19 protein-coding genes are annotated in these 26068 nt (G+C 71.2%); 10 read left to right on the plus strand and 9 right to left on the minus strand.

What is annotated here, in order from left to right:
• Positions 1–24 precede the first annotated feature (24 nt).
• Positions 25–324, minus strand: a complete 300-nt coding sequence (locus ABR738_RS33335; RefSeq protein ID WP_350233651.1) for a YciI family protein — start codon at positions 322–324, stop codon at positions 25–27.
• A 273-nt stretch (positions 325–597) separates the two neighbouring features.
• Here ABR738_RS33335 and ABR738_RS33340 point away from each other — a divergent pair, with 273 nt between their 5' ends.
• The gene (locus ABR738_RS33340) at positions 598–1323 is read left to right on the plus strand and encodes an endonuclease V (protein ID WP_350233652.1); all 726 of its coding nucleotides are present in this window, start codon (positions 598–600) and stop codon (positions 1321–1323) included.
• 115 nt (positions 1324–1438) lie between these two features.
• Here ABR738_RS33340 and ABR738_RS33345 read toward each other — a convergent pair whose 3' ends face one another.
• The gene (locus ABR738_RS33345) at positions 1439–2620 is read right to left on the minus strand and encodes a saccharopine dehydrogenase family protein (RefSeq protein ID WP_350233653.1); all 1182 of its coding nucleotides are present in this window, start codon (positions 2618–2620) and stop codon (positions 1439–1441) included.
• Between the two features lie 332 nt (positions 2621–2952).
• Between ABR738_RS33345 and ABR738_RS33350 the strand changes: the two genes are divergently transcribed.
• The 4 genes from ABR738_RS33350 (at position 2953) to ABR738_RS33365 (ending at position 8773) form a co-directional block, all read left to right on the plus strand.
• Entirely contained in the window at positions 2953–4107 is a 1155-nt protein-coding gene (locus ABR738_RS33350; protein ID WP_350233654.1) for a CaiB/BaiF CoA transferase family protein, read from the plus strand.
• Between the two features lies 1 nt (position 4108).
• Complete coding sequence (locus tag ABR738_RS33355; RefSeq protein ID WP_350233655.1) at positions 4109–5251, plus strand: acyl-CoA dehydrogenase family protein; 1143 nt, start codon at positions 4109–4111, stop codon at positions 5249–5251.
• A gap of 39 nt (positions 5252–5290) precedes the next feature.
• On the plus strand, positions 5291–6505 hold the full coding sequence (locus tag ABR738_RS33360; RefSeq protein WP_350233656.1) for an acetyl-CoA C-acetyltransferase: 1215 nt from the start codon (positions 5291–5293) through the stop codon (positions 6503–6505).
• A gap of 93 nt (positions 6506–6598) precedes the next feature.
• Positions 6599–8773 carry a 3-hydroxyacyl-CoA dehydrogenase NAD-binding domain-containing protein gene (locus ABR738_RS33365; RefSeq protein WP_350233657.1) on the plus strand — a complete coding sequence of 725 codons (2175 nt, stop codon included), beginning with the start codon at positions 6599–6601 and terminating at the stop codon, positions 8771–8773.
• 184 nt (positions 8774–8957) lie between these two features.
• On the opposite strand, the gene ABR738_RS33370 is transcribed toward ABR738_RS33365, so the two are convergent.
• Positions 8958–9707, minus strand: coding sequence for a MerR family transcriptional regulator (locus ABR738_RS33370; protein WP_350233658.1), 750 nt, complete (start codon positions 9705–9707; stop codon positions 8958–8960).
• Positions 9708–10043: 336 nt separating this feature from the next.
• Entirely contained in the window at positions 10044–11030 is a 987-nt protein-coding gene (gene sph, locus ABR738_RS33375; RefSeq protein ID WP_350233659.1) for a sphingomyelin phosphodiesterase, read from the minus strand.
• Between the two features lie 189 nt (positions 11031–11219).
• On the opposite strand from sph, the gene ABR738_RS33380 reads away from it, so the two are divergent.
• Together ABR738_RS33380 and ABR738_RS33385 are read left to right on the plus strand one after the other, a co-directional pair.
• Complete coding sequence (locus ABR738_RS33380) at positions 11220–11672, plus strand: F0F1 ATP synthase subunit B family protein (protein ID WP_350233660.1); 453 nt, start codon at positions 11220–11222, stop codon at positions 11670–11672.
• Positions 11673–11954: 282 nt separating this feature from the next.
• Entirely contained in the window at positions 11955–12833 is an 879-nt protein-coding gene (locus ABR738_RS33385) for an oxygenase MpaB family protein (protein WP_350233661.1), read from the plus strand.
• Positions 12834–12914: 81 nt separating this feature from the next.
• On the opposite strand, the gene ABR738_RS33390 is transcribed toward ABR738_RS33385, so the two are convergent.
• Positions 12915–13940: a LacI family DNA-binding transcriptional regulator gene (locus tag ABR738_RS33390; protein ID WP_350233662.1), complete on the minus strand. Its 1026-nt coding sequence runs from the start codon at positions 13938–13940 to the stop codon at positions 12915–12917.
• 571 nt (positions 13941–14511) lie between these two features.
• On the minus strand, positions 14512–16053 hold the full coding sequence (locus tag ABR738_RS33395; RefSeq protein WP_350233663.1) for a M1 family metallopeptidase: 1542 nt from the start codon (positions 16051–16053) through the stop codon (positions 14512–14514).
• 232 nt (positions 16054–16285) lie between these two features.
• Between ABR738_RS33395 and ABR738_RS33400 the strand changes: the two genes are divergently transcribed.
• The gene (locus ABR738_RS33400; RefSeq protein ID WP_350233664.1) at positions 16286–18307 is read left to right on the plus strand and encodes a Xaa-Pro dipeptidyl-peptidase; all 2022 of its coding nucleotides are present in this window, start codon (positions 16286–16288) and stop codon (positions 18305–18307) included.
• A gap of 440 nt (positions 18308–18747) precedes the next feature.
• Here the strand turns inward: ABR738_RS33400 and ABR738_RS33405 are convergent, their stop codons facing one another.
• Positions 18748–19512 carry a thioesterase II family protein gene (locus ABR738_RS33405; RefSeq protein WP_350233665.1) on the minus strand — a complete coding sequence of 255 codons (765 nt, stop codon included), beginning with the start codon at positions 19510–19512 and terminating at the stop codon, positions 18748–18750.
• A gap of 248 nt (positions 19513–19760) precedes the next feature.
• On the opposite strand from ABR738_RS33405, the gene ABR738_RS33410 reads away from it, so the two are divergent.
• Positions 19761–21398, plus strand: a complete 1638-nt coding sequence (locus ABR738_RS33410) for an ABC-F family ATP-binding cassette domain-containing protein (protein WP_350233666.1) — start codon at positions 19761–19763, stop codon at positions 21396–21398.
• A gap of 83 nt (positions 21399–21481) precedes the next feature.
• Here the strand turns inward: ABR738_RS33410 and ABR738_RS33415 are convergent, their stop codons facing one another.
• A complete protein-coding gene (locus tag ABR738_RS33415; RefSeq protein WP_350233667.1) occupies positions 21482–23971 on the minus strand; it encodes a Tex family protein in 2490 nt (829 codons plus the stop codon).
• Positions 23972–24037: 66 nt separating this feature from the next.
• The gene (locus ABR738_RS33420; protein ID WP_350233668.1) at positions 24038–24901 is read right to left on the minus strand and encodes an SCO6745 family protein; all 864 of its coding nucleotides are present in this window, start codon (positions 24899–24901) and stop codon (positions 24038–24040) included.
• A 144-nt stretch (positions 24902–25045) separates the two neighbouring features.
• Between ABR738_RS33420 and ABR738_RS33425 the strand changes: the two genes are divergently transcribed.
• Complete coding sequence (locus tag ABR738_RS33425) at positions 25046–26014, plus strand: GlxA family transcriptional regulator (RefSeq protein WP_350233669.1); 969 nt, start codon at positions 25046–25048, stop codon at positions 26012–26014.
• The last annotated feature ends 54 nt before the right edge of the window (positions 26015–26068 follow it).

The raw sequence follows: 26068 nt of genomic DNA on the forward strand, positions 1-26068 counted from the left end.
CGGGCCATATGCGGGCGTACGCGACTAGACGGGCAACGTCTGCTGGTACGAGGCGAGTTCGGGGGCGACCTTGGTCGCGATGAACTCGGTGATCGTGTAAGCGCATACGCCGTTGACGAGGAAGGGGTCGTCGGCGACGAGCCGTTCCATGGCGGCGCGGTCGTCGCCCACAGCCAGGATGATCCCGCCGTCGCGCGGCTCCTTTCGGCCCGACGCGATGAAGACGCCGGCCTCGTAATGGCCGTTGAGCCAGGTGACATGGGCGTCGAGCAGCGCGTCGACGCGGTCCAGAGGGGCGGTGTAGGTCAGCTCGAGTATGAACATGATCGCCAGATTACGCGCAGCCCGAGGGGCGGCTCGGGGGCGGTCCGGAACAAAGCCCGGGCCGTAGGCCCGCGTTCGTCGCCGGGCGCTTCGTTGGCCGCACCTGCGTGGCGCCCGGGTCCGTCGTGCTTACGCGCCTGCGTCAACCGCACCTGCGCGCCCGGGTCCGTCACACCTGCGCGTCCCCGTCCGCCACACGCCCTTCGCTCGCCGCCCACGGCCTGCGGACGGCCGAAAAAGGGGCGTCCCGGCGCAGCACCTAAGGTGGGCGCCATGGAGATCATCACGGGGATTCCGCAGGGCTGGCCGGGCGATGAGGCGGCCGCGCTCGCCGTGCAGGACGAGCTGCGCGGTCGCGTCGTACGGGACGAGCCGGGGCCTCCGCCGGGCACCGGGCTCGTCACCGGCGTCGACGTGGCCTACGACGACGAGCGCGACCTGGTCGTGGCGGCCGCCGTGGTGCTGGACGCCGCGACCCACGAGGTCGTCGAGGAGGCGACCGCGGTGGGCCGTGTGGCCTTCCCCTATGTTCCCGGCCTGCTCGCCTTCCGGGAGATCCCCACCGTGCTCGCCGCGCTCGATCGGCTCCGCTCGGGTCCGGGGACGGTCGTGTGCGACGGGTACGGGCTCGCACATCCGCGCCGCTTCGGCCTCGCGAGCCACCTGGGCGTCCTCACCGGGCTGCCCGTCATCGGGGTGGCCAAGAACCCGTTCACGTTCACCTACGAGCCGCCGGGGCCGCGCCGCGGCGAGAGCTCACCGCTGCTGGCCGACGACGGCGCCGAGGTAGGCCGCGCCCTGCGTACCCAGGACGCCACCAAACCCGTCTTCGTGTCGGTCGGTCACCGGATCAGCCTGGACGGCGCGTGCGCCCACACCCTCGAACTGGCCCGCCGCTACCGCCTCCCCGAGTCCACCCGGCGCGCCGACTCGCTGTGCCGCCGGGCTCTCAAGGAAGCCCAACAAGCTTTGACGCAGCCCTGGTTGGGCGTCCGGTGACCGGCGGGTGCGGCGCGTGTTGCCGGGCTCTGCCGGGCTCCGGCCGTACGAGGCATCCGGCCGTACGAGGCATCCGACCCGCACGAGGTCTCACGCACGCGGTCTTCCGGCCGTGTCAGCGTGTGTGCGCGACCCGGAAGCGCATCCCGGCGGCCCGCAGGCGCTCGATGAGGGTGGTCCCCATCGCGGTCGCGGGCGTCAACTGGCCCGCACGCTCTGGGAGTTCGTCGAACGCGAGGCAGAGTGCCGCCTCGGCGAGGATCTTCGCGGTCTCGTCATAGCCCGGGTCGCCGCCGCGGACCTCCGTGAAGACACGGCGGCCGCCGCCCTCGCCGACGAAGCGGACCGTGAACCAGCTGCGCGCCCGGCGCGCCTCGTCCGGTCCCTGCCCACCTTCGTAACGGTTCATCAACCAGGCCCGGGCGGGCGGGAGTTGGCTGGCAGCGGCGACGGCGCCCACTGCCGCCACCCCGCCGATGGCGAACGGCAGGTGCTTGACGGCGGCGAAGTGCCGGTAGCGGAAGTCGGGCCCGTACCGCTCGTCGGCCGCCGCGGAACGGGTGATGACCTGAGGGTCGATGGTGGGCATCGGCAACGCCCAGGCGCCGGCCTCCTTGCTGAAGTGCGGCGCGCCGAGCTGGGCGCGCGCCTGCCGCCCCACCAGGCGCGGCTCGTGCAGGCGGCGCTCCCGCGCGGCCCGCGCGGTCTGCGTGCCACGGCCCAGCGCGGTCAGCGCGGAGGCGAGCGTACCTCCGGAGAACATCGCGTTGGTCCGCACGAAACCGTCCACCCGCAGCGGTACACCGGTCGGGAGTTGGCGCACCGTGAACAGGGCGCCGAGGTCGTGCGGCACCGAGTCGAAGCCGCAGGCGTGCACCAGACGGGCGCCCCGCTCACGGGCCCGCGCGTCGTGACGGACGTACATCGTGTCGACGAACTCCGGCTCGCCGGTCAGGTCGAGATAGTCGGTACCGGCCTCGGCGCACGCCTCCACCAGGCCCTCGCCGTACCAGACGTAGGGACCGACGGTGGTGGCGATCACCCGGCTGGACTCGGCGAGCGAGCGCAGTGAGACGGGGTCGGTGGAGTCGGCCGTGATCAGGGGCAGCGTGGCGCAGGCCGGGTTGAGTTCCGTCAGGCGCTCGCGCAGCCGCTCCAGCTTGGTGCGGTTGCGGCCGGCGACGGCCCACCGGCAGTCGTCGGGCGCGTGCAGGGCGAGGTATTGGGCGGTCAGCGCCCCGACGAAACCCGTCGCGCCGAACAACACGATGTCGTAATTCCGCTTCGAGGGTTCCACCTGTGCCTCCGCACTTCTGCTGCTGGGTGACGCCGTCGGCCGATGCCGGGTTGTGAGGCTAGCGTGCGGCGACCGGTCGCGGCATCCGGGCCCGGTCGGAGCCGGCCGACGGGCGACGGGGGTGGAGCACGCGGTGCGCCGGGCGTGCGCCGGGGTGGGCCAGTCGTAAAGCCGGGCGTACCGGGGCAACCCCCGCCCCGGCGGGGTCGCGGCGCGCTGAGTGGTTGCTCATGAACGGCTTGTGCGCGTTGCCCATGAGGGCTTGTGCACAGTGGAACGTGTTCTTAGCATCATTGATGTTACATCAGTTGTGTCACAGTGCTGGGGGCTTGATGGCAGTGACAGGAACCGGCCCGCTCGCCGGGGTGCGCGTGGTCGAGCTGGCGGGCATCGGGCCCGGCCCGTTCGCCGCCATGCTCCTCGCCGACCTCGGCGCCGACGTGGTGCGGGTGGACCGCCCAGGGGGTCCTGGCCTCGGCGTCGACCCGGCCCATGACCTCACCAACCGCAACAAACGCTCCGTGCTCATCGACCTCAAGGCGCCCGAGGGGCCCGGCCTCGTACTCGACCTGGTCGAGCGCGCCGACATCCTCATCGAGGGCTACCGGCCCGGCGTCGCCGAACGACTGGGGGTCGGCCCCGAGGTGTGCATGGGCCGCAATCCCGCCCTCGTCTACGGACGGATGACCGGATGGGGCCAGGACGGGCCGCTCGCCGCCCGGGCCGGACACGACATCGCGTACATCGCCGTCACCGGCACCCTCGGCATGATCGGCGACGCGACGGGCGGCCCGGTCGTCCCGGCCAACCTCGTCGGCGACTACGCCGGCGGCTCGCTCTACCTGGTCATCGGCGTCCTGGCGGCCCTCCAGCACGCCCGGGCCCAAGGAGCGGGCCAGGTCGTGGACGCGGCGATCGTCGACGGCAGCGCCCACCTCGCCACGATGATCCACGCCATGGTCGCGGCCGGCGGCTGGCAGGACCGGCGCGGCGTCAACCTCCTGGACGGCGGCTGCCCCTTCTACGGCACCTACGAGACCTCGGACGGCCAGTACATGGCGGTCGGCGCCCTTGAACAGCGGTTCTACGACGAATTCGTCCGCCTCCTCGGCATCCAGGACGTGGCCCCCGCCCGCAACGACCCGGCCGCGTGGCCCCAGCTGCGCACCGCCGTCGCCGACCGGTTCCGTACCCGCACCCGCGAGGAGTGGACGGCCCTCTTCGAGGGGTCGGACGCCTGTGTGGCGCCCGTGCTCTCCCTCACCGAGGCTCCGCGCCACCCGCATCTGGCCGCCCGCGCCACCTTCACCGCGTACGACGGCGTCACCCAGCCCGCGCCCGCGCCCCGCTTCTCCGCCACCCCCGGATCCATCCGGCGGCCCCCCGCCCTGCCGGGCGCCCACACCGCCGACGTCGCCCGCGACTGGGACGTGCCCTCGCTCACGGCGGACCCGACGACGACACCAACTCCCGCACAGGAGGCTTGAGTTGAAACGGCAGATCTTCAGTGCCGAGCACGAGGCGTTCCGCGAGACCGTCCGCACCTTCCTCGCCAAGGAGGTCCTGCCGTACTACGAACAATGGGAGAAGGACGGCATCGTCTCGCGCCAGGCGTGGCTCGCCGCGGGCAAGCAGGGGCTGCTCGGCCTCGCGGTGCCCGAGGAGTACGGGGGTGGCGGGCAGAGCGACTTCCGCTACAGCGCCGTCCTCGCCGAGGAGTTCACGCGCGCCGGGGCGGCCGGGCTCGCGCTCGGCCTGCACAACGACATCGTCGGCCCGTATCTGACCGGGCTCGCCACCGAGGAGCAGAAACGCCGCTGGCTCCCCGGGTTCTGCGACGGCTCGCTCATCACCGCCATCGCCATGACAGAGCCCGGCGCCGGCTCCGACCTCCAGGGCATCCGCACCACCGCCGAGGACAAGGGCGACCACTGGCTGCTGAATGGTTCCAAGACGTTCATCTCCAACGGCATCCTCGCCGACCTCGTGATCGTGGTCGCGAAAACCACCCCGGAGGGCGGCGCCAAGGGCCTGTCCCTCCTGGTCGTGGAGCGCGGCGCCGAGGGTTTCGAACGCGGCCGCAACCTCGACAAGATCGGCCAGAAGTCGCAGGACACCGCCGAGTTGTTCTTCCACGACGTACGCGTACCGAAGGACAATCTCCTCGGCGAGCTGGACGGCGCCTTCATCCACCTGATGACCAACCTGGCCCAGGAGCGGATGGGTATCGCGGTCGCCGGCATCGCCGCCGCCGAACACCTCCTGGAGATCACCACGAGTTACGTCAAGGAACGCGAAGCCTTCGGCCGGCCGCTCGCCAGACTCCAGCACATCCGGTTCGAGATCGCCGAGATGGCCACCGAGTGCGCCGTCACCCGCACCTTCCTGGACCGGTGCATCGTGGACCATTCCAACGGCGAACTCGACGCCGTCCACGCCTCCATGGCCAAGTGGTGGGCCACCGAACTGCAAAAGCGCGTCGCCGACCGCTGTCTCCAACTGCACGGCGGATACGGCTACATGACCGAGTACCGGGTGGCCAGGGCGTTCACCGACGGCCGCATCCAGACGATCTATGGCGGCACGACCGAGATCATGAAGGAAATCATCGGCCGCTCCCTGCTCGGCTGACCGCGCATCCCGAACCACCCTCATCCGAAAGGCCCGACGTTGAGCACCGAAGCGTACGTATACGACGCGATCCGCACCCCGCGCGGACGCGGCAAGGCTACCGGCTCCCTGCACGGCACCAAGCCGATCGACCTCGTGGTGGGTCTGATCCACGAGATCCAGCACCGTTTCCCCGGCCTCGACCCGGCGGCCATCGACGACATCGTGCTCGGCGTCGTCGGCCCGGTCGGCGACCAGGGGTCCGACATCGCCCGCATCGCCGCGATCGCCGCCGGACTGCCCGACACGGTGGCCGGCGTCCAGGAGAACCGCTTCTGTGCCTCGGGCCTGGAAGCCGTCAACCTGGCTGCCATGAAGGTCCGTTCGGGCTGGGAGGACCTGGTGCTGGCGGGCGGCGTCGAATCCATGTCACGCGTCCCGATGGCGTCCGACGGTGGCGCGTGGTTCGCGGACCCGATGACCAACTACGCCACCAACTTCGTGCCCCAGGGCATCGGCGCCGACCTCATCGCCACCATTGAGGGCTTCACGCGCCGCGACGTCGACGAGTACGCCGCCCTGTCGCAGGAACGGGCCGCCGAGGCATGGAAGGAGGGCCGCTTCGCCCGCTCCGTCGTGCCGGTCAAGGACCGCAACGGCCTCGTCGTCCTCGACCGCGACGAGCACACCCGCCCCGGCACCACGGCGGACTCGCTCGCCGGCCTCAAGCCCTCCTTCGCCGGCATCGGCGACATGGGCGGCTTCGACGCCGTGGCTCTTCAGAAGTACCACTGGGTCGAGGCGATCAGCCACGTCCACCACGCGGGCAACTCCTCGGGGATCGTGGATGGTTCGGCCCTCGTCGCCGTCGGCTCCCGCGAGGTCGGAGAGCGGTACGGAATGACGCCGCGCGCCCGCGTCGTCGCCGCCGCCGTCTCCGGCTCCGAGCCCACGATCATGCTGACCGGGCCGGCGCCCGCGACCCGCAAGGCGCTCGCCAAGGCGGGCCTGAGCATCGACGACATCGACCTCGTGGAGATCAACGAGGCCTTCGCGGCTGTCGTGCTTCGCTTCGTCAAGGAGATGGGCCTCAGCCTCGACAAGGTCAACGTCAACGGCGGCGCCATCGCGATGGGCCACCCGCTCGGCGCGACCGGCGCCATGATCCTGGGCACCCTCGTGGACGAGCTGGAGCGGCGCGACCTGCGCTACGGCCTCGCCACCCTGTGCGTCGGAGGCGGCATGGGCGTCGCCACCATCGTCGAGCGGGTCTGACCGCCCCCTCTCGGCGCCCCCTCATACGGCTCACCCGCCCATATGGCTCGCCCGGCCCATCCGGCTCATACGGCTCATACGGAGATCGCAGCAATGACCAAGAGCACGACCATCCGCTGGGAACAGGACGAGAGTGGCATCGTCACCCTCGTCCTGGACGACCCCAACCAGTCCGCCAACACGATGAACCAGGCCTTCAAGGACTCCATCGCGGCCGTCGCCGAGCGCGCGGAAGCCGAGAAGGACTCCATCCGGGGCATCATCTACACCTCCGCGAAAAAGACCTTCTTCGCGGGCGGCGACCTCAAGGACATGATCCAGGTAGGCCCCGAACTCGCCCAGCAGGCCTTCGACACCGGCACCGCCATCAAGAACTCGCTGCGTCGCATCGAAACCCTCGGCAAGCCGGTCGTCGCCGCCATCAACGGCGCGGCCCTGGGCGGCGGTTACGAGATCGCTCTCGCCTGCCACCACCGCATCGCGCTGGATGCGCCGGGCTCCAAGATCGGCCTGCCGGAGGTCACCCTCGGGCTGCTGCCCGCGGGCGGCGGCGTGACCCGCACCGTACGCCTGATGGGCATCGCGGACGCGCTCCTGAAGGTGCTGCTCCAGGGCACGCAGTACTCCCCGCGACGTGCCGTTGAGAACGCTCTCGTGCATGAAGTCGCCGCCACGCCCGACGAGATGATGGCCAAGGCGCGCGCGTTCATCGACGCCCACCCGGAATCCCACCAGCCGTGGGACGTCAAGGGGTACAAGATCCCGGGCGGCACGCCGTCCAACCCGCGCTTCGCCGCCAACCTCCCCGCGTTCCCGGCCAACTTGAAGAAGCAGCTCCAGGGGGCGCCCTACCCGGCGCCGCGCAACATCCTCGCGGCCGCCGTCGAGGGCTCGCAGGTCGACTTCGAGAGCGCTCTCACCATCGAGGCGCGGTACTTCACCGAGCTGGTGACGGGGCAGACCTCGAAGAACATGATCCAGGCCTTCTTCTTCGACCTCCAGGCCGTCAACTCCGGGGTCAGCCGGCCCCAGGGCATCGAACCGCGCCCCGTGCGCAGGGTCGCGGTCCTCGGCGCCGGGATGATGGGCGCGGGCATCGCGTACGCGTGCGCCCGGGCCGGCATCGAGGTCGTCCTCAAGGACGTGTCGCTCGAAGCCGCCGAGAAGGGCAAGGCGTACTCCGAGAAGCTGTTGGTGAAAGCGCTCTCACGGGGGCGTACGACCGAGGCCCAGCGGGACGAGCTGCTCGCCCTGATCACGCCGACCGCCGACCCGCAGGCGCTCGCGGGCTGCGACGCGGTCATCGAGGCGGTCTTCGAGGACACCGCTCTCAAGCACAAGGTGTTCCAGGAGATCCAGGACATCGTCGAGCCGGACGCGCTGCTCTGCTCCAACACCTCGACGCTGCCGATCACAGGGCTCGCCGAGGGCGTCACGCGCCAGGGCGACTTCATCGGCCTGCACTTCTTCTCGCCCGTCGACAAGATGCCACTCGTGGAGATCATCAAGGGCGAGCGCACGGGCGAGGTGGCGCTGGCCCGCGCCTTCGACCTCGTACGCCAGATCAAGAAGACCCCGATCGTCGTGAACGACTCGCGCGGCTTCTTCACCTCGCGGGTGATCGGCCAGTTCATCAACGAGGGCGTCGCGATGGTCGGGGAGGGCATCGAGCCCGCCTCCATCGAGCAGGCCGCAGGCCAGGCCGGCTATCCGGCCAAGGTGCTCTCCTTGATGGACGAGCTGACCCTGACCCTGCCGCGCAAGATCCGCAACGAGACCAAGCGGGCGGTCGAGGAGGCCGGCGGTGTCTGGCCCGGTCATCCCTCGGACGCGGTCATCGACCGCATGGTCGACGAGTTCGGCCGCACCGGCCGCAGTGGCGGGGCGGGGTTCTACGAGTACGGCGAGGACGGCAAGCGGGGCAGGCTCTGGCCCGGCCTGCGCGAACACTTCACCAAGCCGGGGCACGCGATCCCGTTCGAGGACATGAAGGAGCGGATGCTGTTCTCGGAGTCCCTGGACACCGTCCGCCTCTTCGAGGAGGGCGTTCTGACCTCCGTCGCCGACGCCAACATCGGCTCGATCATGGGCATCGGCTTCCCCGCCTGGACCGGCGGCGTCCTCCAGTACATCAACGGGTACGAGGGCGGACTGCCCGGCTTCGTGGCCCGCGCCCGTGAACTCGCCGAGCGCTACGGAGAGCGCTTTCAGCCGCCTGCGCTGCTGGTGCGGAAGGCGGAGCAGGGGGAGACGTTCCGGGACGCGTAGCGCTGCGCGGGGCGGGGGTGTTGGCGCGGGGGCGTGGGCGCGGGGGGCTGGTGGCGGGGCTTGTGGTTCTTGGCCCGGGGCTGGGCTCAGGCCTGCGGGCGCGGGGGCTGGTGGCGCGGCTCCTCCCCGCGCGTGCGGCTTCCCGCACCCCCTTTTTCGGCCAGTCAGGACTCTCGCGGACCCGTCAGGTCTCGGGGGCAGCCTCTGCCGAGCCGAAGGCCGCCCTCAGCTCTTCCTTCAGCGAACGCTGGAAGGCGGTGACCAGAGCCTGCAACACCATGGGCTGCATGTGCGCCGAGAGCGATTTCATCGCCTCGACGTGATCGGGGTCGGACTCCCGCTCCCGGTAGGGGTTCCACACCTCATCACGGAAGAGCCGGGTCAGCTCGTGCGCGGCCGAGCGGGTGTGCTCCATCAGGACCGTACGGGCCGCCAGGATCGTCTCGTGCGCGATGGGAACGTCCAGCAGCTGGACGCCGAGCGCGAGCAGACCCGGATCGACGCGGAAGGTGTCGGCGGAGTCCGCGATCGGCTCAAGGACGTTCATCGCGGCGAGCCGGTCGAGGTCGGTGGCGGACAGTGGCCGCCCGGCCCGGCGTTCGAGCTCGGCCCGGCTCACGTCGTCCGCCGAGTCGGGTGCCCAGGAGGCCACCACGGCCCGGTGGATGGCCAGGTCGTGCGCGCTCAGGTCGGCCGGCAGCTGCTGGAGGTAGCGTTCGATCGCGGCCAGCGTCATCCCGTGGTGCTGCAACTCCTCGATCAGCGCGAGCCGGGACAGGTGAGCGGGGCCGTAGTGCCCCACCCGGCGCGGTCCGATCACGGGCGGCGGGAGCAGGCCCCGGGTGCCGTAGAACCGGATGGTGCGGACGGTGACACCGGCGCGCGCGGCCAGCTCGTCAACCGTGAGTGTCGGCTCCTCGGTCTCCGTCGCCATGGCTGTGCCTCCCCGGTGTTTCCGGCCGCCGGTGTGCGTGGCCGATCCGGTGCAACAGTATTGCTGTCTCACCGGCACTGCTCAATATGGCCGGGCCGGGGCCGGGGCCGGGGGCTCCGGAGCCTTGGGGCCTTGGGTCCTGGGCCCCGAGGGTCCTGGGGGTCCTGGGGGTCCCGAGGTCCGGCCGGGCGGGCCCGGGCGGGGCCGGCCCGCGCGCGATGTGGGCGCCGGCCGGCTTGCGTGGACCTCACCAGGGTCTGATCACGCTCTGCTTGAACGCGCTCTCTCCCGGTGCGTTCTGATCCGACGGTCGGCCGTCAGCCGGGGGCTGCGGCGTTATGCGGTCCGGCCGGCCTGGAGGGGGTAGTGGTCGCTGAGGTTGGTGTACGTGTAGTCGGTGCCCCAACTGCTCACCTTCCAGGGCGCCGCGGTCTCCTGCACCACGTTGTTGTTCCAGTTGGAGGGGCGGGCGTGGCCCGCGACGTGCAGGACGTAGTCCAGGTCCTCACTCGGGTCCGTCGGGTAGCGGTAGCGCGCTATGGAGTTCTCGGTGGTGTCGAAGGAGTACGCGTGTCCGGTGCGCGAGTCGGCGCCGACCAGGCCGCCGTTCGCGAGCATCGAGGCGTACTCGGACCCGTGCGAGTCCACGTTGAAGTCCCCCGCGACCATGACCTCCTCGCTCGCCGGAATGTTCTTCGCGTCGAGGAAGGACTTGATCGCCTTGAACTGGAGGGCGCGGTCCTTGACCGCCTCGCCCGCGCCGCACCCGGAGTCCGTCGACTGGGTGTGGGTGGCGACCATGTGCACCCTGGTGCCGTTCACGTCCAACACCACATAAGTGAAGCCTTTGTTGGACCACCAGTCCGAGCCGCAGGCGTCCTTGTAGATGAACTGCTCCTTGCGCACGATGGGCCACTTGCTGAGAAGGGTGACACCTCCGTCCTCGGGGCTGGTGGCGGAGTAGGAGCCACCGGTCGCGTCCCACCCGTCCTTGCTCCGCCCCACCACCGGTGTCTGGTACGGGTACTGGGCCGAGGCGTTCCGCTTCAACGCGTCCGAGGCGGCATTGTCGAACGCCTCCTGAAGCACCACGACGTCGTTGCCCTGGAAGAAGGGGGCCGTGGGAATGGCCTGAGCCCGGTGGTCCTGGCCCCAGTTGGGGTACAGGCTCTGGCTCATCAGGAACGTGTTGTACGTCAGCACCTTCAAACGGGGCGGTTCGGCCGCAGCGGCCGTAGCGGGGGCGGCGGCCGCGATCGTGGCGGCGCTGAGCGTGACGGCGAAGGCGGCCCCGGAGGCCCGGCGGAACGAAGAAGGCGACACACGAACTCCTCTATGGACAACGGATGTTGAACTGCGTGCCTCATCAAATCAGCTGCGGTTACCTAGAGGTAACCTCCCTGCGTCCGCACACTTGTCTCTGTCATACGATCAGGGGTGCGACAGCCTGGGCGACACCGCGCCGGGGCGCGTGAGATAGGGGTGTCAGTAGTGAATCTCATCCCAATAAACGTGGGTCCCCTCAACCCCACGGTGCAGGACCTCGTGATCGGCCTGGTGTCGTTCGCGTTCTGCTTCTGGATGCTGGCGGGTGTGCTGCTTCCGCGCGTCAGGCGGACGTTGGAGGAGCGGGAGGCGCTGACCTCGGGCCGCACACAGGAGGCGGAGGCCATCCTCGCGGAGGCGGCCGAGGTGCGCGCCCGGTACGAGGCCGAACTCGCGGGGGCGCGACACGAGGCCGCGCGCATCAGGCAGCAGGCCAAGGAGGAGGGCACCGCGGCGATCGCCGCCGCCCGCGCCGAGGGCGCGCGAGAGCGCGATCACATCCTGGCGTCCGGCGCCGCGGACATCGCCGCCGCCCGCGCGTCCGCCGAGGCCGAGCTTCGCCCGTACGTCCATGTCCTCGCCGCCGAGCTGGCCGGCCGCGTCCTCGGCGAACCACTCCCGACCCCGGCAGACCGCTGACCCGAGTCGTGCTCGACCGCACTCCACGACCTGATAGCGCCGCCCGGGCGAGCGTCCATGCGCGTCGAACGCGTCGCGTGACGTGAGCGTGCCTCACGGTGACCACCTTGAGGCGCCGGCGCGGTGGTTCGTGGTCGCCGGAGAGCGGGGCCGCGGGGCCCGCCCCTTGCGCGGCCGGCTCCGCCGCCCCCTGGGTGCCGTCGTGATCGGGACACTTGCATACTGGAATCCCTGCAAACACGGCAGTGCACCACATTCCGGCCAGTCCCAGGGAGCCCAGTCATGAGCCGCCGCGAGCATGCGCCCCCGCCCCCGCCGCCCGGAGGCGTCCTCTGGAGCCTTGCCGGGGACGTGAGGATGCTGCTTACCCTGCCCGCCGCGCTCACCATGCAGGTCGCGCACCCCGCCGTCGGAGCGGGTGTGGACCAGCACTCGGTGTTCCGCACCGACCCCTGGGGCCGCGGAGAGCGCTCTCTGCGCTCGCTCCAACTCTGGGTATACGGAGGCGACCAGGCCGCGCGGGAGGGGCGCCGGCTGCGGGAACTGCACAAGAAGATCCAGGGCACGGATGCCACCGGGCGGCGCTACCACGCGCTGACCCCGGCCTATTACGCCTGGGTGCACGCCACCGGTTACCCCGTGTACGCGCACGCCCAGGAGTACATCGGCCGGCCCTTCACCGAGGCCCAGCATCGCAAGCTGTACGCGGAGTGGCTGCAAGTAGGCCGGATCCTCGGGATCCACGACCGGGACATGCCGCAGAGCATCGAGCAATTCTGGCCCTACTACCGCAAGGTCCTCGCGGACGAGATCCGGTCCAACGTCGTGGTCGAGGACCTTGTCGCCACCGACCGCCCCATACCGGCTCCCGACCGTGGTCCGCTGCCTCTGCGGTTGCTGCTGAGAGCGCTCTGGCCGCTACTCCTGCCCCCGCTGGCGCGCTTCCGGCGGTTCGTGACCATCGGGTTCATGCCGCCGGACGCACGCGAGGCGATCGGGCTCGAATGGACGGACGAGCAGGAACTCGCGCTGCGCCGCATGGGCCGGGTGGTCCGCGTGGCTGTACCCCTGCTGCCCGAGCGGTTGCGCTACTTGCCGCTCGCGCGCCGGGCACGCGCCGACTTCCGGCGTTCGGCGGCTCGCGGGAAGCGCTCTCAATGACGCGAGGGCCCCGGTCCGCCGAGCGGCCGGCTCCGGGGGGGGGGCGACCTCGGGTTGACCCAGGCCGCCCGCAGACTGACCTCAGGCTGAGGCCCGGCGGACCAGGGTGGTCGGGGTGATCACGGAGGCGGGCGGGGCTACGACGGCGCCGCCCTGATCGAGTCCCCGCAGCAGCAGCCGGGCCATCAGGCGGCCCATTTCCTCGATCTCCTGGCGCACGGTCGTCAGAGGCGGGTCGGTGGCCTCCGCGACCGAGGCCATGTCGTCGAAACCGACCAGGGCGACATCCTCCGGTACGCGCCGGCCGCTGTCCCGCAATACTCGCAGCGCGCCCGAGGCCATCAGGTCATTGCCGGCGAACACGGCGTCCAAGTCCGGCCGCCGGGCGAGAAGTCGGCTCATCGCCTCGGCCCCGCTCTCGGAGGTGAACGCGCCCTCGGCGACCAGCGCCGGATCCGCCTCAGGGAGTACATCGCGGTATCCGGCGAGGCGGTCCGTCGAAGCGGTCTGGTCCAGTGGGCCGGCGATGTGTGCGATGCGTTTGCGCCCGATCGCGAGCAGGTGGCGTACGGCCTCGCGTGCGCCACCCCGGTTGTCGGCGTCGACGTAGGGGACGGAGGTCGGGAAGCCGGGCCGACCGCCGAAGACCGTCAGCACACCTGCTCCCCGGGTGATGGCCGGGAGCGGGTCCTCCTCGTGCAGCGAGAAGGCGAGCGCTCCGTCGACGTGACCGCCCGCCAGGTACCGGGACACCCGCCCGTAATCGTCGGCGTCCTCCACGAGGAGCAGCACCAACTGAGTGTCATGGGCGGAGAGTTCCTTGCCGATGCCGCGAATCTGCTGGGAGAAGAAGGGGTCGGAGAAGAACCTGGTTTCCGGTTCGGCGACGATCACGGCGACCGCGCCGGTGCGGCGGGTCACGAGTGAACGGGCCGCCGGATTGGGGATGTAGCGCAACTCCTCCACGGCCTGGCGCACTTTCTCCACCAGATGGGGGCGCACCCCTGTACCGCCGTTGACCACCCGGGAGGCGGTGGCCCGGGATACACCGGCGTGTGCCGCTACGGCGTCGAGGGTGGGACGGATCCCGAAGTACCACTCGGTCAAGGCGAGTTCTCCTCATCGGCAGGTGGCGAGCGGACGCGGGTCGGCGGCCCCCGGGCGAGCGAGCAGGCGCACAACTTCCCCGTCGCGCACGGTAGTAGCCAGGCGGCCAGAACCGTGTTGCCCGGCAGGGTATCGGGTGCCTGCCGTCCGCGAGAGCGCTCTCGCCTCCGCGCGCTGGCGGCCCTTATACCCGGCCATACCTGGTGAGAGCGCTCTCATCTCCATAAGCGCCGGGCAGGCCTTGTGTCCGGTCGTACCCCGTGAGAGCGCTCTCGCCTCCACACGTGCCCGGGGGCCTTGCGTCCGGCCGCGCCCTGTGAGAGCGCTTTCCGCCCCTCCTCGCACCGCTTCTCACCTTCTGGGCTCCACCCCTTTCCCATGTCCAGGCATCGGTCTTTTCCCATCTCCATTCATCGGTCTGGGTGATGGCCGCGCGGTTGGTCGTTCGGCCGCCGGGGCCGTCGGTCGTTTGCCGACCCCGGCGGGGGCTCCGCCAAGCCCGTCGGCTGGACGCCGAACGGCACAACCGTGGCCATTCGGCGCCCGGCCGGCCCCACGGCCTGGTACGGCCTCAGTGCTGAGCGGGTACCGTGTGCGACTCGACGATCTTCTTCCACGACTTCGGTTCGGCGGGCGCACCCGGCTCGGCGGGCTGCGCCGACCTGGCGGAAGGCGACTTGGCGAGTCCTGCCGCAGTCCCCAACTTGGCCTTGACCGCAGCCGAGTCGGAGGGCTTGGCGGGCTGGAAGAGCCAGGTGTCGAAGAGCTCGGCGAGCGGCTTGCCCGAGATCTTCTCGGCGTACTTGACGAAGTCAGCGACCGCCGCGTTGCCGTAGGCGTGCTCGGTCGGCCAGCCCTTGAGGATCTTGAAGAACGACGCGTCGCCCACCGTGTTGCGCAGGGCCTGGATGGCGAGGGCGCCGCGGTCGTAGACGGCGCCGTCGAACTGGTTGTCCGGGCCCGGGTCGCCCGGCTTCACCTTCCAGAACGGGTCGTCGGCGGGGTGCTGGGAGTACACCCAGTCCGCCAGTTCCTGGGCGGTGCCGTCACCCTGCTTCTCCGACCAGAGCCACTGGGCGTAGGAGGCGAAGCCTTCGTTGTCCCAGATGTCCTTCCAGCCCTTGACGGAGACGCTGTCGCCGTACCACTGGTGCGCCAACTCGTGCACGACCACCGACACGTTGGCACCGTTGGCGAACTGCGCCGGGCTGTAGAACGGGCGGGTCTGGGTCTCCAGGGCGAAGTGGCTCGGCACGTTGGGGACGTAGCCGCCGACCGCGTTGAACGGGTACGTGCCGAAAACGCTCTCAAGCCACTCCGTGACGTCCTTGGTGCGCTCGATGCTGGCGCGAACGGCGCCGTCGTTGTCGCCCAGGTCCTTGCTGTAAGCATTGAGGATGGGCAGCCCGCTCGCGGTCTTGTCGGTGGTGATGTCGAACTTGCCCACTGCCAGCGTGGTCAAGTAGGACGCCTGCGGCTTGTTGGAACGCCAGTTGTATGTCGTCCAGCCGAGCTTCGAACTCTGGCTCTGGAGAACGCCGTTGCTGATCGCCTGCGTACCGTTGGGCACCTTCACCGACACGTCGTACGTGGCCTTGTCCAGCGGGTGGTCGTTGGAGGGGAACCACCACACGGCCGAGTCCGGTTCCTGGGCGGCCACGCCGCCGTCCGGGGTGCGCTGCCAGGCGGTCCAGCCGTCGACCTTCAACTCCGAGGGCTTGCCCGCGTACTTGACCACGACGGTGATCGACTTGCCCTTGGCGAGCGGCGTGGCCGGGGTGATCTCCAGTTCGTGACTGCCGGAGGTGGCGAACGTGGCCTTGACGCCGTTCACCCGCACTTCGCTGACGGCGAGTCCGAAGTCCAGATTGAAGCGGGAGAGGTCCTGCTGGGTGGTGGCCAGCAGCGTGGCCGTACCCTCCAACAGATCGGTGGCGGGCTGGTACTTGAGCTTCAGGTCGTAGTGCGAGACGTCGTAGCCGCCGTTGCCGCTGGCCGGGTAGTAGGGGTCGCCGATGCCCGGGGCGCCCGGAGTGAAGTCCGCGGCCGATGCCGGGATCACCAGCAGCAGGGAGGCGGCGAGCACGCTCGGGGCGAGAATTCTGCGGTACACAAAAGCTCCAAGTCGTCAGTGTCGTCGTGGGGTGAACGATGGTGAACGATCTCTTCGGACCTTATTCAGCCCCCGCCGCCCCGGTCATGTCCATGGCCCCTGTTGTCACACGATCGCCATTCGGCCGACATGGTGCGTGCGCACTCGCGCGGCGCGCCCGCTCCCGTTCGTCCGCCTTTCTTCCCCGACCGCCCCCTGTCGCAGGGCAGTTGACCGGGGGTACCTTCCGCCCATGCCGATACGCGCGCGGGGCGCCCGCCACAGAACAGGACCCCTGAGGTCTCCCGGATTCCTCAGATCACTCGTCTTCGCGGCCGTGGCCGCTCTGGCGGCGGTGCTGCCGGCGCCGGTGGGCGCCCAGGCGGCGGCCCGTCCCACGGAGAGCCGGCCCATCTACTCGTATGAGAGCGCTGTCCGCGAGGCGGTCTGGGTGGACACCGGGCTCGACGCCGACGGGGACGGCAGGGGCGACCGTGTCGCGGTCGACATCGTCCGCCCGCGCGAACCGGCACAGCAGGGCCGGAAGGTACCGGTCATCATGGATGCCAGCCCGTACTACTCCTGCTGTGGGCGCGGCAATGAGAGCCAGCTCAAGACGTACGACGCCAAGGGTGACGTCGTGCAGATGCCGCTGTTCTACGACAACTACTTCGTGCCGCGCGGCTACGCGTTCGTGGGCGTGGACCTGGCCGGAACCAATCGCTCGGACGGCTGCGTCGACGTGGGCGGCCGCTCCGACGTCCTGTCGGCGAAGGCGGTCATCGACTGGCTGAACGGCCGGGCGCGGGCCTATACGTCGCGTACGGGCACAGAACGCGCCACCGCAGGATGGACCAACGGCCGCACCGGCATGATCGGCAAGAGCTGGGACGGCACCATCGCCAACGGCGTGGCCGCCACCGGCGTCGAGGGCCTGAAGACGATCGTGCCGATCAGCTCGATCTCGTCCTGGTACGACTACTACTTCGCCAAGGGCGCCCCGCTGTACGACGGCGGTCCCGCCGAACTCGCCGACGCCGTCGAAAGCCCGGACGCGCAGGCACACTGCGCCGCGGCGCGGCAGAAGCTGGTGGACGGCTCGCCACGCAGCGGCGACTGGACGCAACTGTGGAACGACCGGGACTACGTGCTGCGCGCCGATCACGTCAAGGCCAGCGTGTTCGTGGTGCACGGCATGCAGGACCTCAACGTCCGCACCAAGAACTTCGGCCAGTGGTGGGACGCGCTCGCGGCGAACGGGGTCGAGCGGAAGATCTGGCTGTCGCAGACCGGGCACGTGGACCCGTTCGACTACCGGCGCGACGCCTGGGTCCCCGTCCTCCACCAGTGGTTCGACCACTATCTCCTCGGCTACGACAACGGCATCGAGCGCCGGCCGATGGCGGACATCGAGCGCCACCCCGACCAGTGGTCCACCGACCGGGTGTGGCCCCCGTCCGGCACCTCGGCCGCCACCGTGCACCCGGTGAACGGTCCCGTGCCGGGTGTGGGAGCGCTTTCAGCAAGCCCCGCTCCCGCCGGGACGGCCTCCACCTTCACCGACAACCCCGCTCTCGACGAAAGCAGTTGGGCCGCGAACATCGACAAGTCGACGCCGGACAAGGCCGGGTTCGCCACCGCCCCGCTGACAAAGGATCTGAGAGTGTCCGGCTCGTCCAGGGTGAGCGTCACGGTGACGCCCACCACCAGCAGCGCCCACCTGTCGGCGGTCCTCGTCGACGTCGGGCCGGACACCATCCGCAATTACGCGGGCGAAGGCGAAGGCATCCTGACCGGCACCGACCGCACCTGCTGGGGCGTGAGCACGGCTGGTGACAGTTCGTGCTACCTGACGACGTCGGCGGACAAGGCGGACGTCGGCTTCACCGTCTTCAGCCGTGGCTGGGCCGACCTCGGCAATTACGCCTCCGACCGCAAGGGTGTGCCGCTGACCCCGGGCAAGGCGTACACCATCACGCTCGATCTCGCGGCCACGGACCATGTCGTACCGGCCGGGCATCGCCTCGCGCTGATCGTGGCCGGCACCGACAACGGCCTCATTGACCCGCCCCCGAGCAGGCCGACCCTCACGCTCGACCTGGCGCGTTCGGGTGCCAGGGTGCCGTTCGTCGGAGGGGCCGGCGCGTTTGCGCGGGCCACGTCCGGCGCGCGCCCGAACGTCGCGGCGGGCGTCCCGGACGGTACGCCGTCCTCGCCAGGGATCCCGGTTCCCCGGATGGCGGCGCAGCGCCTGCCGGGCGGCGCCGGTCGCTGACGACGCTGAGACGGAGAGCGCTCTGCGACCTTCGCCAAGGTCAGGAGCGCTCCCGGTCGCGCTGAGGTCGGGAGCGCTCTCAAGAGTCTTCGTCCCTGAGAGCGCTCCCCGGCCGGCCGCCGGCCGAGAGCGCTCCCAGTCCGCTGGTCGGCAGAGAGCGCTCCCAGCCAGTCGGCGGGCCGGGAGCGCTACCAAGCAACCGGCGCGCCGAAAGCGCTCCCAGGCGGCCGACCGGCCGGGAGCCCTCCCAGGTAGTCACCCGCCGGGAGCGCTCGCAAGCAGTCACCCGCCGAGAGCGCTCGCAAGCAGTCACCCGCCGAGAGCGCTCCCAAGCAGTCACCCGCCGAGAGCGCTCTCGGATCTGGTGCCGCCCGGCTCCGTACGCGTCTCAGGCGGTAGTCGGCGCCACGTGTCGCCGGCCGTAGCCGGTGCCACCCCTCTCAGGCCGTAGCCGGCGCCTGTACTGATCTCGCGGCCTCGGCGAGGGCACGTAGGACGGGGTCGGGGTCTGTGCGCAAGTAGAAGTGGCCGCCCGGGAATTGACGTACCGTCAGGGGCGCGCTGGTGTGGCTCTGCCAGGCGTCCAGCTGTTCCGGTGTGTGGTCGGCGCTGCCGCCCAGGATCGTGAGGGGCACGGGGAGGGGTTCCGCTTCTTGCCAGGTGTAGGTCTCCAGGACGCGGTAGTCGGCCCGCAGCGCGCCGACGATCAGTTCGCGCAGCTCCTGACTGTCCAGGACCTCCTGCGGTATGCCGCCGTGCATCGAGGCGACGCGCTCGATGAGGGCGTCGTCGGACAGCTGGTGTACCGGGCCGAAGACGCGCGCCCTGGGCAGGTGCGGCGCGGGGCAGCCCGAGAGGATCAGCCGCGCGGGCAGCGGCCGGCCCGCGTCGCGCAGGGCACGCGTGATCTCGTAGGCTACGAGGGAGCCCAGGCTGTGGCCGAAGAAGGCGTACGGCTGCGGACTCAACGGCACCTCTTCGAGGAACGCCTCCACCAGGGCCCGCATCGTGGGGAACATCGGCTCTCGAAAGCGCGACCCTCGGCCCGGCAGCTGTACGGCGTGGAACTCGGCGTCCGTCACGCCCCGGCCCCAACGGATGTACTCCGTGGCCGAACCGCCGGCGTGCGCGAAACAGTAGAGCTTGGGGGCGCCGGGGCGCGACTGTCCTGCGATGAGCCAGCTGGGCGACGCGGGGGAGTGCATGGTGCGGGAACCTCCGGGTGAGCGGGCGGGCGAAGCGGCGGGCGGGGAGCCGGCCACGCGCCGGGGCGCCTCCCCGTCGGCCCCATGCCGATGAGTCTCCCATTCATCCGGCGCGTACCTGGCTGGTTCTGGCCATGTGCCCGCGCCGGGATGGCGGGGCCGGAGACGGCCGGCCCCAGGCCGGGTGGGTGGAGGGGCCGGGGACGGGGTCCGGCCCGGTTCGGTGACCGCTTAGGATCGGTCACCTCATGACTGCCACTCTCGTCGCCAAGGACCTCGCCGCCGGCCACGGCGACCGCACCCTCTTCGCTGGGCTCGACCTGGTGGTCGCCCCCGGCGACGTCATCGGCCTCGTCGGACCCAACGGGGCGGGCAAGTCCTCCCTGCTGCGCCTGCTCGCCGGGCTCGACACCCCAGAGGAGGGCGAGCTGCGGCTCTCCCCGCCCGGCGCGAGCGTCGGACACCTGCCGCAGGAGCCCGACCGGCGCCCCGGCGAGACGATCCGCGCCTTCCTCGCGCGGCGCACCGGTGTCGCCGCCGCCCAGGAGACGATGGACGCCGCCACGCAGGCCCTGGTCGACGGGGCGCCGGGCGCCGACGACGCCTATGCGGACAGCCTGGAGCGCTGGCTCGCGCTCGGTGGCGCGGACCTGGACGAGCGGGCGGAGGAGGTCGCAGCGTCGCTCGGTCTGACCACCGGCCTCGATCAGCCGATGACCGCGCTCTCCGGCGGCCAGGCCGCCCGCGCCGGGCTCGCCTCGCTGCTCCTGTCCCGCTACGACGTCTTCCTGCTCGACGAGCCGACCAACGACCTCGACCTGGACGGCCTTGAGCGCCTTGAGGCCTTCGTCAAGGGGCTGCGGGCCGGCACGGTCGTCGTGAGCCACGACCGCGAGTTCCTGGCCCGTACCGTCACCAAGGTCCTCGAACTCGACCTCGCGCAGCAGCAGATCAACCTGTACGGCGGCGGCTACGAGGCGTACCTCGAAGAGCGCGCCACCGCCCGACGCCACGCGCGCGACGACTACGAGGAGTACGCCGACAAGCGTTCCGCCCTCGAAGGCCGCGCCCAGATGCAGCATTCGTGGATGGACAAGGGCGTCAAGAACGCCCGTCGCAAGGCCACCGACAGCGACAAGCTCGGGAGGAAGTTCCGCAGCGAGTCCAGCGAGAAGCAGGCGGCCAAGGCGCGACAGACCCAGCGCATGATCGAGCGTCTTGACGTGGTGGACGAGCCGCGCAAGGAGTGGGAGCTGCGGATGGAGATCGCTTCCGCGCCGCGTTCCGGCGCCGTCGTCGCCACGCTGCGCGACGCCGAGGTGCACCGGGAGGCGTTCACGTTCGGGCCGGTCTCGCTTCAGATCGACTGGGCCGACCGCGTCGCGATCACCGGGGCCAACGGGTCCGGCAAGTCGACGCTGCTCGCCGCCCTCCTGGGGCGGCTGCCGCTGGACGCCGGGCACGCCACGCTCGGCTCGGGTGTCGTCGTCGGTGAGGTCGACCAGGCGCGCGGGCTCTTCCTCGGGGACGACGCGCTGCTGGAGGCGTTCTGCGCGGCGGTACCCGACACGGAGCCCGCCGAAGTCCGCACGCTGCTCGCGAAGTTCGGCCTCAAGGCGCACCATGTGCTGCGTCCGGCCGGGTCGCTCTCGCCGGGGGAGCGGACCCGCGCCGCGCTCGCCCTGCTCCAGGGCCGGGGGGTCAACCTCCTCGTTCTCGACGAGCCGACCAACCACCTGGACCTGCCCGCCATCGAGCAGCTGGAGTCCGCGCTCGACTCCTACACCGGCACGCTGCTGCTGGTCACCCATGACCGGCGCATGCTGGACGCCATCCACACCACCCGCCGTCTGGAGGTCGCGGACGGCAGGGTGACCGAGCGCTGAGCCCCGCCCGGAAGGGCTGGAGCCGTCATACGAGTGCGGGCGTACGCCAGTTGGTCGTACGCCCGCACCGGTCATCCGGCAGGTCAGCGGCCGCCGCGGCCCTTCGGGTCGACCAGGCCCGCCTTGCGCAGGGCGTCCGCCATCGCGCTGTTGGCGGGGGCCGGCGCAGCGCCTCGGCCCTGTCCGCCACCCTGCCGGTCGCCACCCTGCCGGCCGGCCCCTTGCCGGCCGGCGCCGCGCGCCTCGCCGCCGCCGGAGCCACCCCGGCGCTGCTGCCCCTGCCCCTGCCCCTGGCTCTGCGCGCCGCCCTGGCGCTGGCGCGGGGGCCGGCCGCCCTGGTCCTGGCCGCCCTGGCCCCGGCCGCCGCGCTCGCGCTGGGGCGCGCCGCCCGGCGCGGACGCGTCGTCGTCCAGCCGCAGCGTCAGCGAGATCCGCTTGCGCGGCACATCGACGTCGAGGACCTTGACCTTGACGATGTCGCCCGGCTTCACCACATCGCGCGGGTCCTTCACGAAGGTCTTCGACAGCGCCGAGACATGGGCGAGCCCGTCCTGGTGGACGCCGATGTCGATGAACGCGCCGAACGCCGCCACGTTGGTGACAACGCCCTCGAGGACCATCCCGGCCTCCAGGTCGCCGATCTTCTCGACGCCCTCCTTGAACGTGGCCGTCTTGAACGCGGGACGCGGGTCACGGCCCGGCTTCTCCAGCTCGCGCAGGATGTCCGTCACGGTGGGAAGGCCGAACTTCTCGTCCACGTAGTCGTCGGGCCGCAGCGAGCGCAGCACGCCGGTGTTGCCGATGAGGGACGCGACCTCGCCGCCCGCCGTCTTCACCATCCGCCGCACCACCGGATACGCCTCGGGGTGCACGCTGGAGGCGTCGAGCGGGTCCTCGCCGTCGCGGATGCGCAGGAAGCCCGCGCACTGCTCGTACGCCTTGGGGCCGAGCCGCGCCACGTCCTTGAGCGCCCGGCGCGAACGGAAGGGGCCGTTGGTGTCGCGGTGCGCCACGATGTTCTCGGCCAGGCCGGAGCCGATGCCGGACACCCGCGAAAGCAGCGGCGCCGAGGCGGTGTTGACGTCGACCCCCACGCCGTTCACACAGTCCTCGACCACCGCGTCCAGCGAGCGCGACAGCTTCACCTCGGACAGGTCGTGCTGGTACTGGCCGACCCCGATGGACTTGGGGTCGATCTTCACCAGCTCGGCCAGCGGGTCCTGAAGGCGCCGGGCGATGGAGACCGCTCCGCGCAGGGACACGTCCATGTCGGGGAACTCCTGCGAGGCGAACGCGGATGCCGAGTACACCGAGGCGCCCGCCTCCGACACCATCACCTTCGCCAGGTTCAACTCCGGGTGCCCGGCGATGAGTTCCCCGGCGAGCTTGTCCGTCTCGCGGGAGGCGGTGCCGTTGCCGATGGCGATCAGCTCGACCGCGTGCTCCTGGCAGAGCGCGGCCAGCTTCTTCAGCGCCTGGTCCCACTTGTTCGCCGGGACGTGCGGGTGGATCACATCGGTGGCCACGACCTTGCCGGTCGCGTCCACGACCGCAACCTTCACGCCCGTGCGGAAGCCGGGGTCGAGACCGAGGGTGGCGCGGGTGCCGGCCGGGGCGGCGAGCAGCAGGTCGCGCAGGTTGGAGGCGAACACGCGGACCGCCTCGTCCTCGGCGGCGGTGCGAAGGCGCAGCCGCAGATCGATGCCGAGGTGGACCAGGATGCGGGTGCGCCAGGCCCAGCGCACCGTCTCGCCCAGCCACTTGTCGCCGGGCCGGCCCCGGTCGGCGACGCCGAAGCGCCGCGCCACCATGTTCTCGTACGTCGAGGGGCCGGGCTCGGCCGACGGCTCCTCGGGCTCGAGGACGAGGTCGAGGACGCCCTCCTTCTCGCCGCGCAGCATCGCCAGGACCCGGTGCGAGGGCAGCGCGGCGAAGGGCTCGGTGAAGTCGAAGTAGTCGGCGAACTTGGCGCCGGCCTCCTCCTTGCCCTCCCGCACCTTCGCCGCGAGCCGTCCCTTCGTCCACATGCGTTCGCGCAGCTCGCCGATCAGGTCGGCGTCCTCGGAGAACCGCTCGGCCAGGATGGCGCGTGCGCCTTCAAGGGCGGCCGCCGGATCGGCGACGCCCTTGTCGGCGTCCACGTAGGCCGCGGCCGCCACGAGCGGGTCGCTGGACGGGTCGCCCAGCAGGCCGTCGGCGAGCGGTTGCAGACCGGCCTCGCGCGCGATCTGCGCCTTGGTGCGCCGCTTGGGCTTGAAGGGCAGGTAGATGTCCTCGAGGCGGGCCTTGGTGTCGGCGGCCCGGATCTGCGCCTCCAGGGCGTCGGTGAGCTTGCCCTGCTCCCGTACGGACTCCAGGACCGCCGCGCGCCGGTCCTCAAGTTCCCGCAGATAGCGCAGCCGCTCCTCAAGGGTGCGCAGCTGGGCGTCGTCCAGCATCTCGGTCGCTTCCTTGCGGTAGCGAGCGATGAACGGGACGGTGGACCCGCCGTCGAGCAGTTCGACGGCGGCCTTCACCTGCCGCTCCCGTACGCCGAGTTCTTCGGCGATCCTGCCTTCGATGGACGTCGTCACGTTGCCGTACCGCCTTCTCGCTGAGCCTGAGGCGCCATTGTGGCAGGCGGCGGTGACAATCGGCGATCAGCCCTTGCCGATGAGGTCGGCCGGGAATCCCCCGGCCAGGGCGGCCGTCGTCAGGAACTTCTGGGCGAGTTCGGTGAGCCGGGCCACGCCTTGCTCGCCGAGGTGTTCGTAGGGGGCGAGGTCGAGGCGGTCGGTGCGGTCCTCGAGGCCGGCGCGCAGCGCGGTCCCGGCCTCGGTCAACTCGCCCTCGGCGTCGAGCAGTCCGCGCTCGCGCAGGCGCCCGGCGGCGGCGTCCCAGTCCGATTCCTGCCAGCCACGGGTGGCGAGCACCCAGCGCGGGACCATGCCCTTGCCGGTCGCGGTGTGGCTGACCAGGGCCTCCAGCGGGTCGAGTCCGGCGTCGAGCAGGGCCGCGAGGTGGCCGTCGCCCCGGTGTTCGCGCAGCAGCGTCGCGGCGTGCCAGAAGGCGAGGTGGGGCTGGTCGGGCACGGGCAGGTCGGCGTGGGCGGCGTACAGCGGGCGGGCGTGGCGGGTGCAGCCTTCGGTGGCGCGCAGGGCGAGCTCTGCGGCTTCGGCCAGTTCCGGCGAGGCGAGCGCTTCGTCGCCGAGGAGGCGGCGCAGGGTGGCGTCGGCGGCCCGCAGGCGTGCGGCGAGGACCGTCTCGGGGGAGGCGGTGCGCCACACCGTCGGCAGGTGCCGGGCGATCAGGGCGTGGTTGAAGTTGTAGAAGGAGGCCGCCACCACTCCTGGCCCGACGGCGCCCATGGCGGCGGCCCGGCCCGCGAAGTAGGCGGCGGCGCGGTCCTCGATGCCGATCGCGGCGAGTTCCCTGGTGAAGTCGGGCGAGAAATAGATCGTGGAGTGCAGGGAGTTGACGGGGCTGTGGCAGCGGCGTCCGGCGCGCGAGGGGAGAGAGCTCATGCCCCGCACGTTACCGACTGGTCGGTACGCCCGGGAAGGGGCGGGCCGGAACCTCGAGGACCCCGGCCACCCTGGAACCCCATGGCAGGAAAGGTGGGATTCTTGTCATTGCGGCCACCGTCGCGGGACCCCAAGGATGGGAGCATGACGCAGCGTTCCGTCCTGGTCGTCCTCTTCGACGGCGTCCAGAGCCTCGATGTGACCGGCCCCGCCGAGGCGTTCACCGCGGCCGGACGCGTCCTTGGTGACCCCGCCGCCTACCGGCTGCGCTTCGCCTCGCTCGACGGGGCGCCGGTGACCGCGCACAGCGGACTGCGCCTCATGGCGGACGCCTCGCTCAAGGACGCAGGACCCAAAAAAACGGACATCCTGCTCGTCCCGGGCGGTGACGGCGCCCACCACCCCGATCCCGGGCTCCTCGACTGGCTGCGCGCGCACGGGCCAGGGGCGGACCGGCTCGTCTCCGTCTGCTCGGGCTCGCTGCTCCTGGCCGAGGCGGGGCTGCTCGACGGGCACCGGGCCACCACGCACTGGGCGTCCTGCGCCGACATGGCCCGGCGCTATCCGGCGGTACGCGTCGAAGCCGACCCGATCTTCGTGCGGGACGGCCGCGTGGCGACCTCGGCCGGGGTGAGCGCGGGCATCGATCTGGCGCTCGCCCTGGTGGAGGAGGACCACGGCAGGGGCGTCGCCCTCGCCGTCGCCCGCATCCTGGTGGTGTTCCTGCGCCGCCCGGGCAACCAGGCCCAGTTCAGCGCCCAGCTCGCGGCGCAGACGGCGCGGCGTGAACCCCTGCGCGAACTCCAGCAGTGGATCACCGAACACCCCGGCGACGACCTCAGCGTGGAGGCCCTGGCCCGGCGCGCCAGACTCTCGCCGCGCCACTTCGCCCGCGCCTTCCACGCCGAGACCGGCACCACGCCGGGCCGTTACGTCGAGCGGGTCCGCCTCGAACACGCCAGGCGCCTGCTGGAGGAGACCCCGGACGGCGTGCGGGAGGTCTCCCGCGCCGCCGGATACGGCACCCCCGAGGCGATGCGGCGCGCCTTCGTCAAGACGCTCGGCACGGCTCCCGCCGAGTACCGCCGCCGCTTCCGTCCCACCCCCGCGTAGCTCGCGCGAGGACCACGCGCGCGGCGCGCACGCCCGCACCGGCCCGTTCGCGGC

The organism is Streptomyces sp. Edi4, assembly GCF_040253615.1.
In the GTDB taxonomy this organism is placed as follows: Bacteria; Actinomycetota; Actinomycetes; order Streptomycetales; family Streptomycetaceae; genus Streptomyces.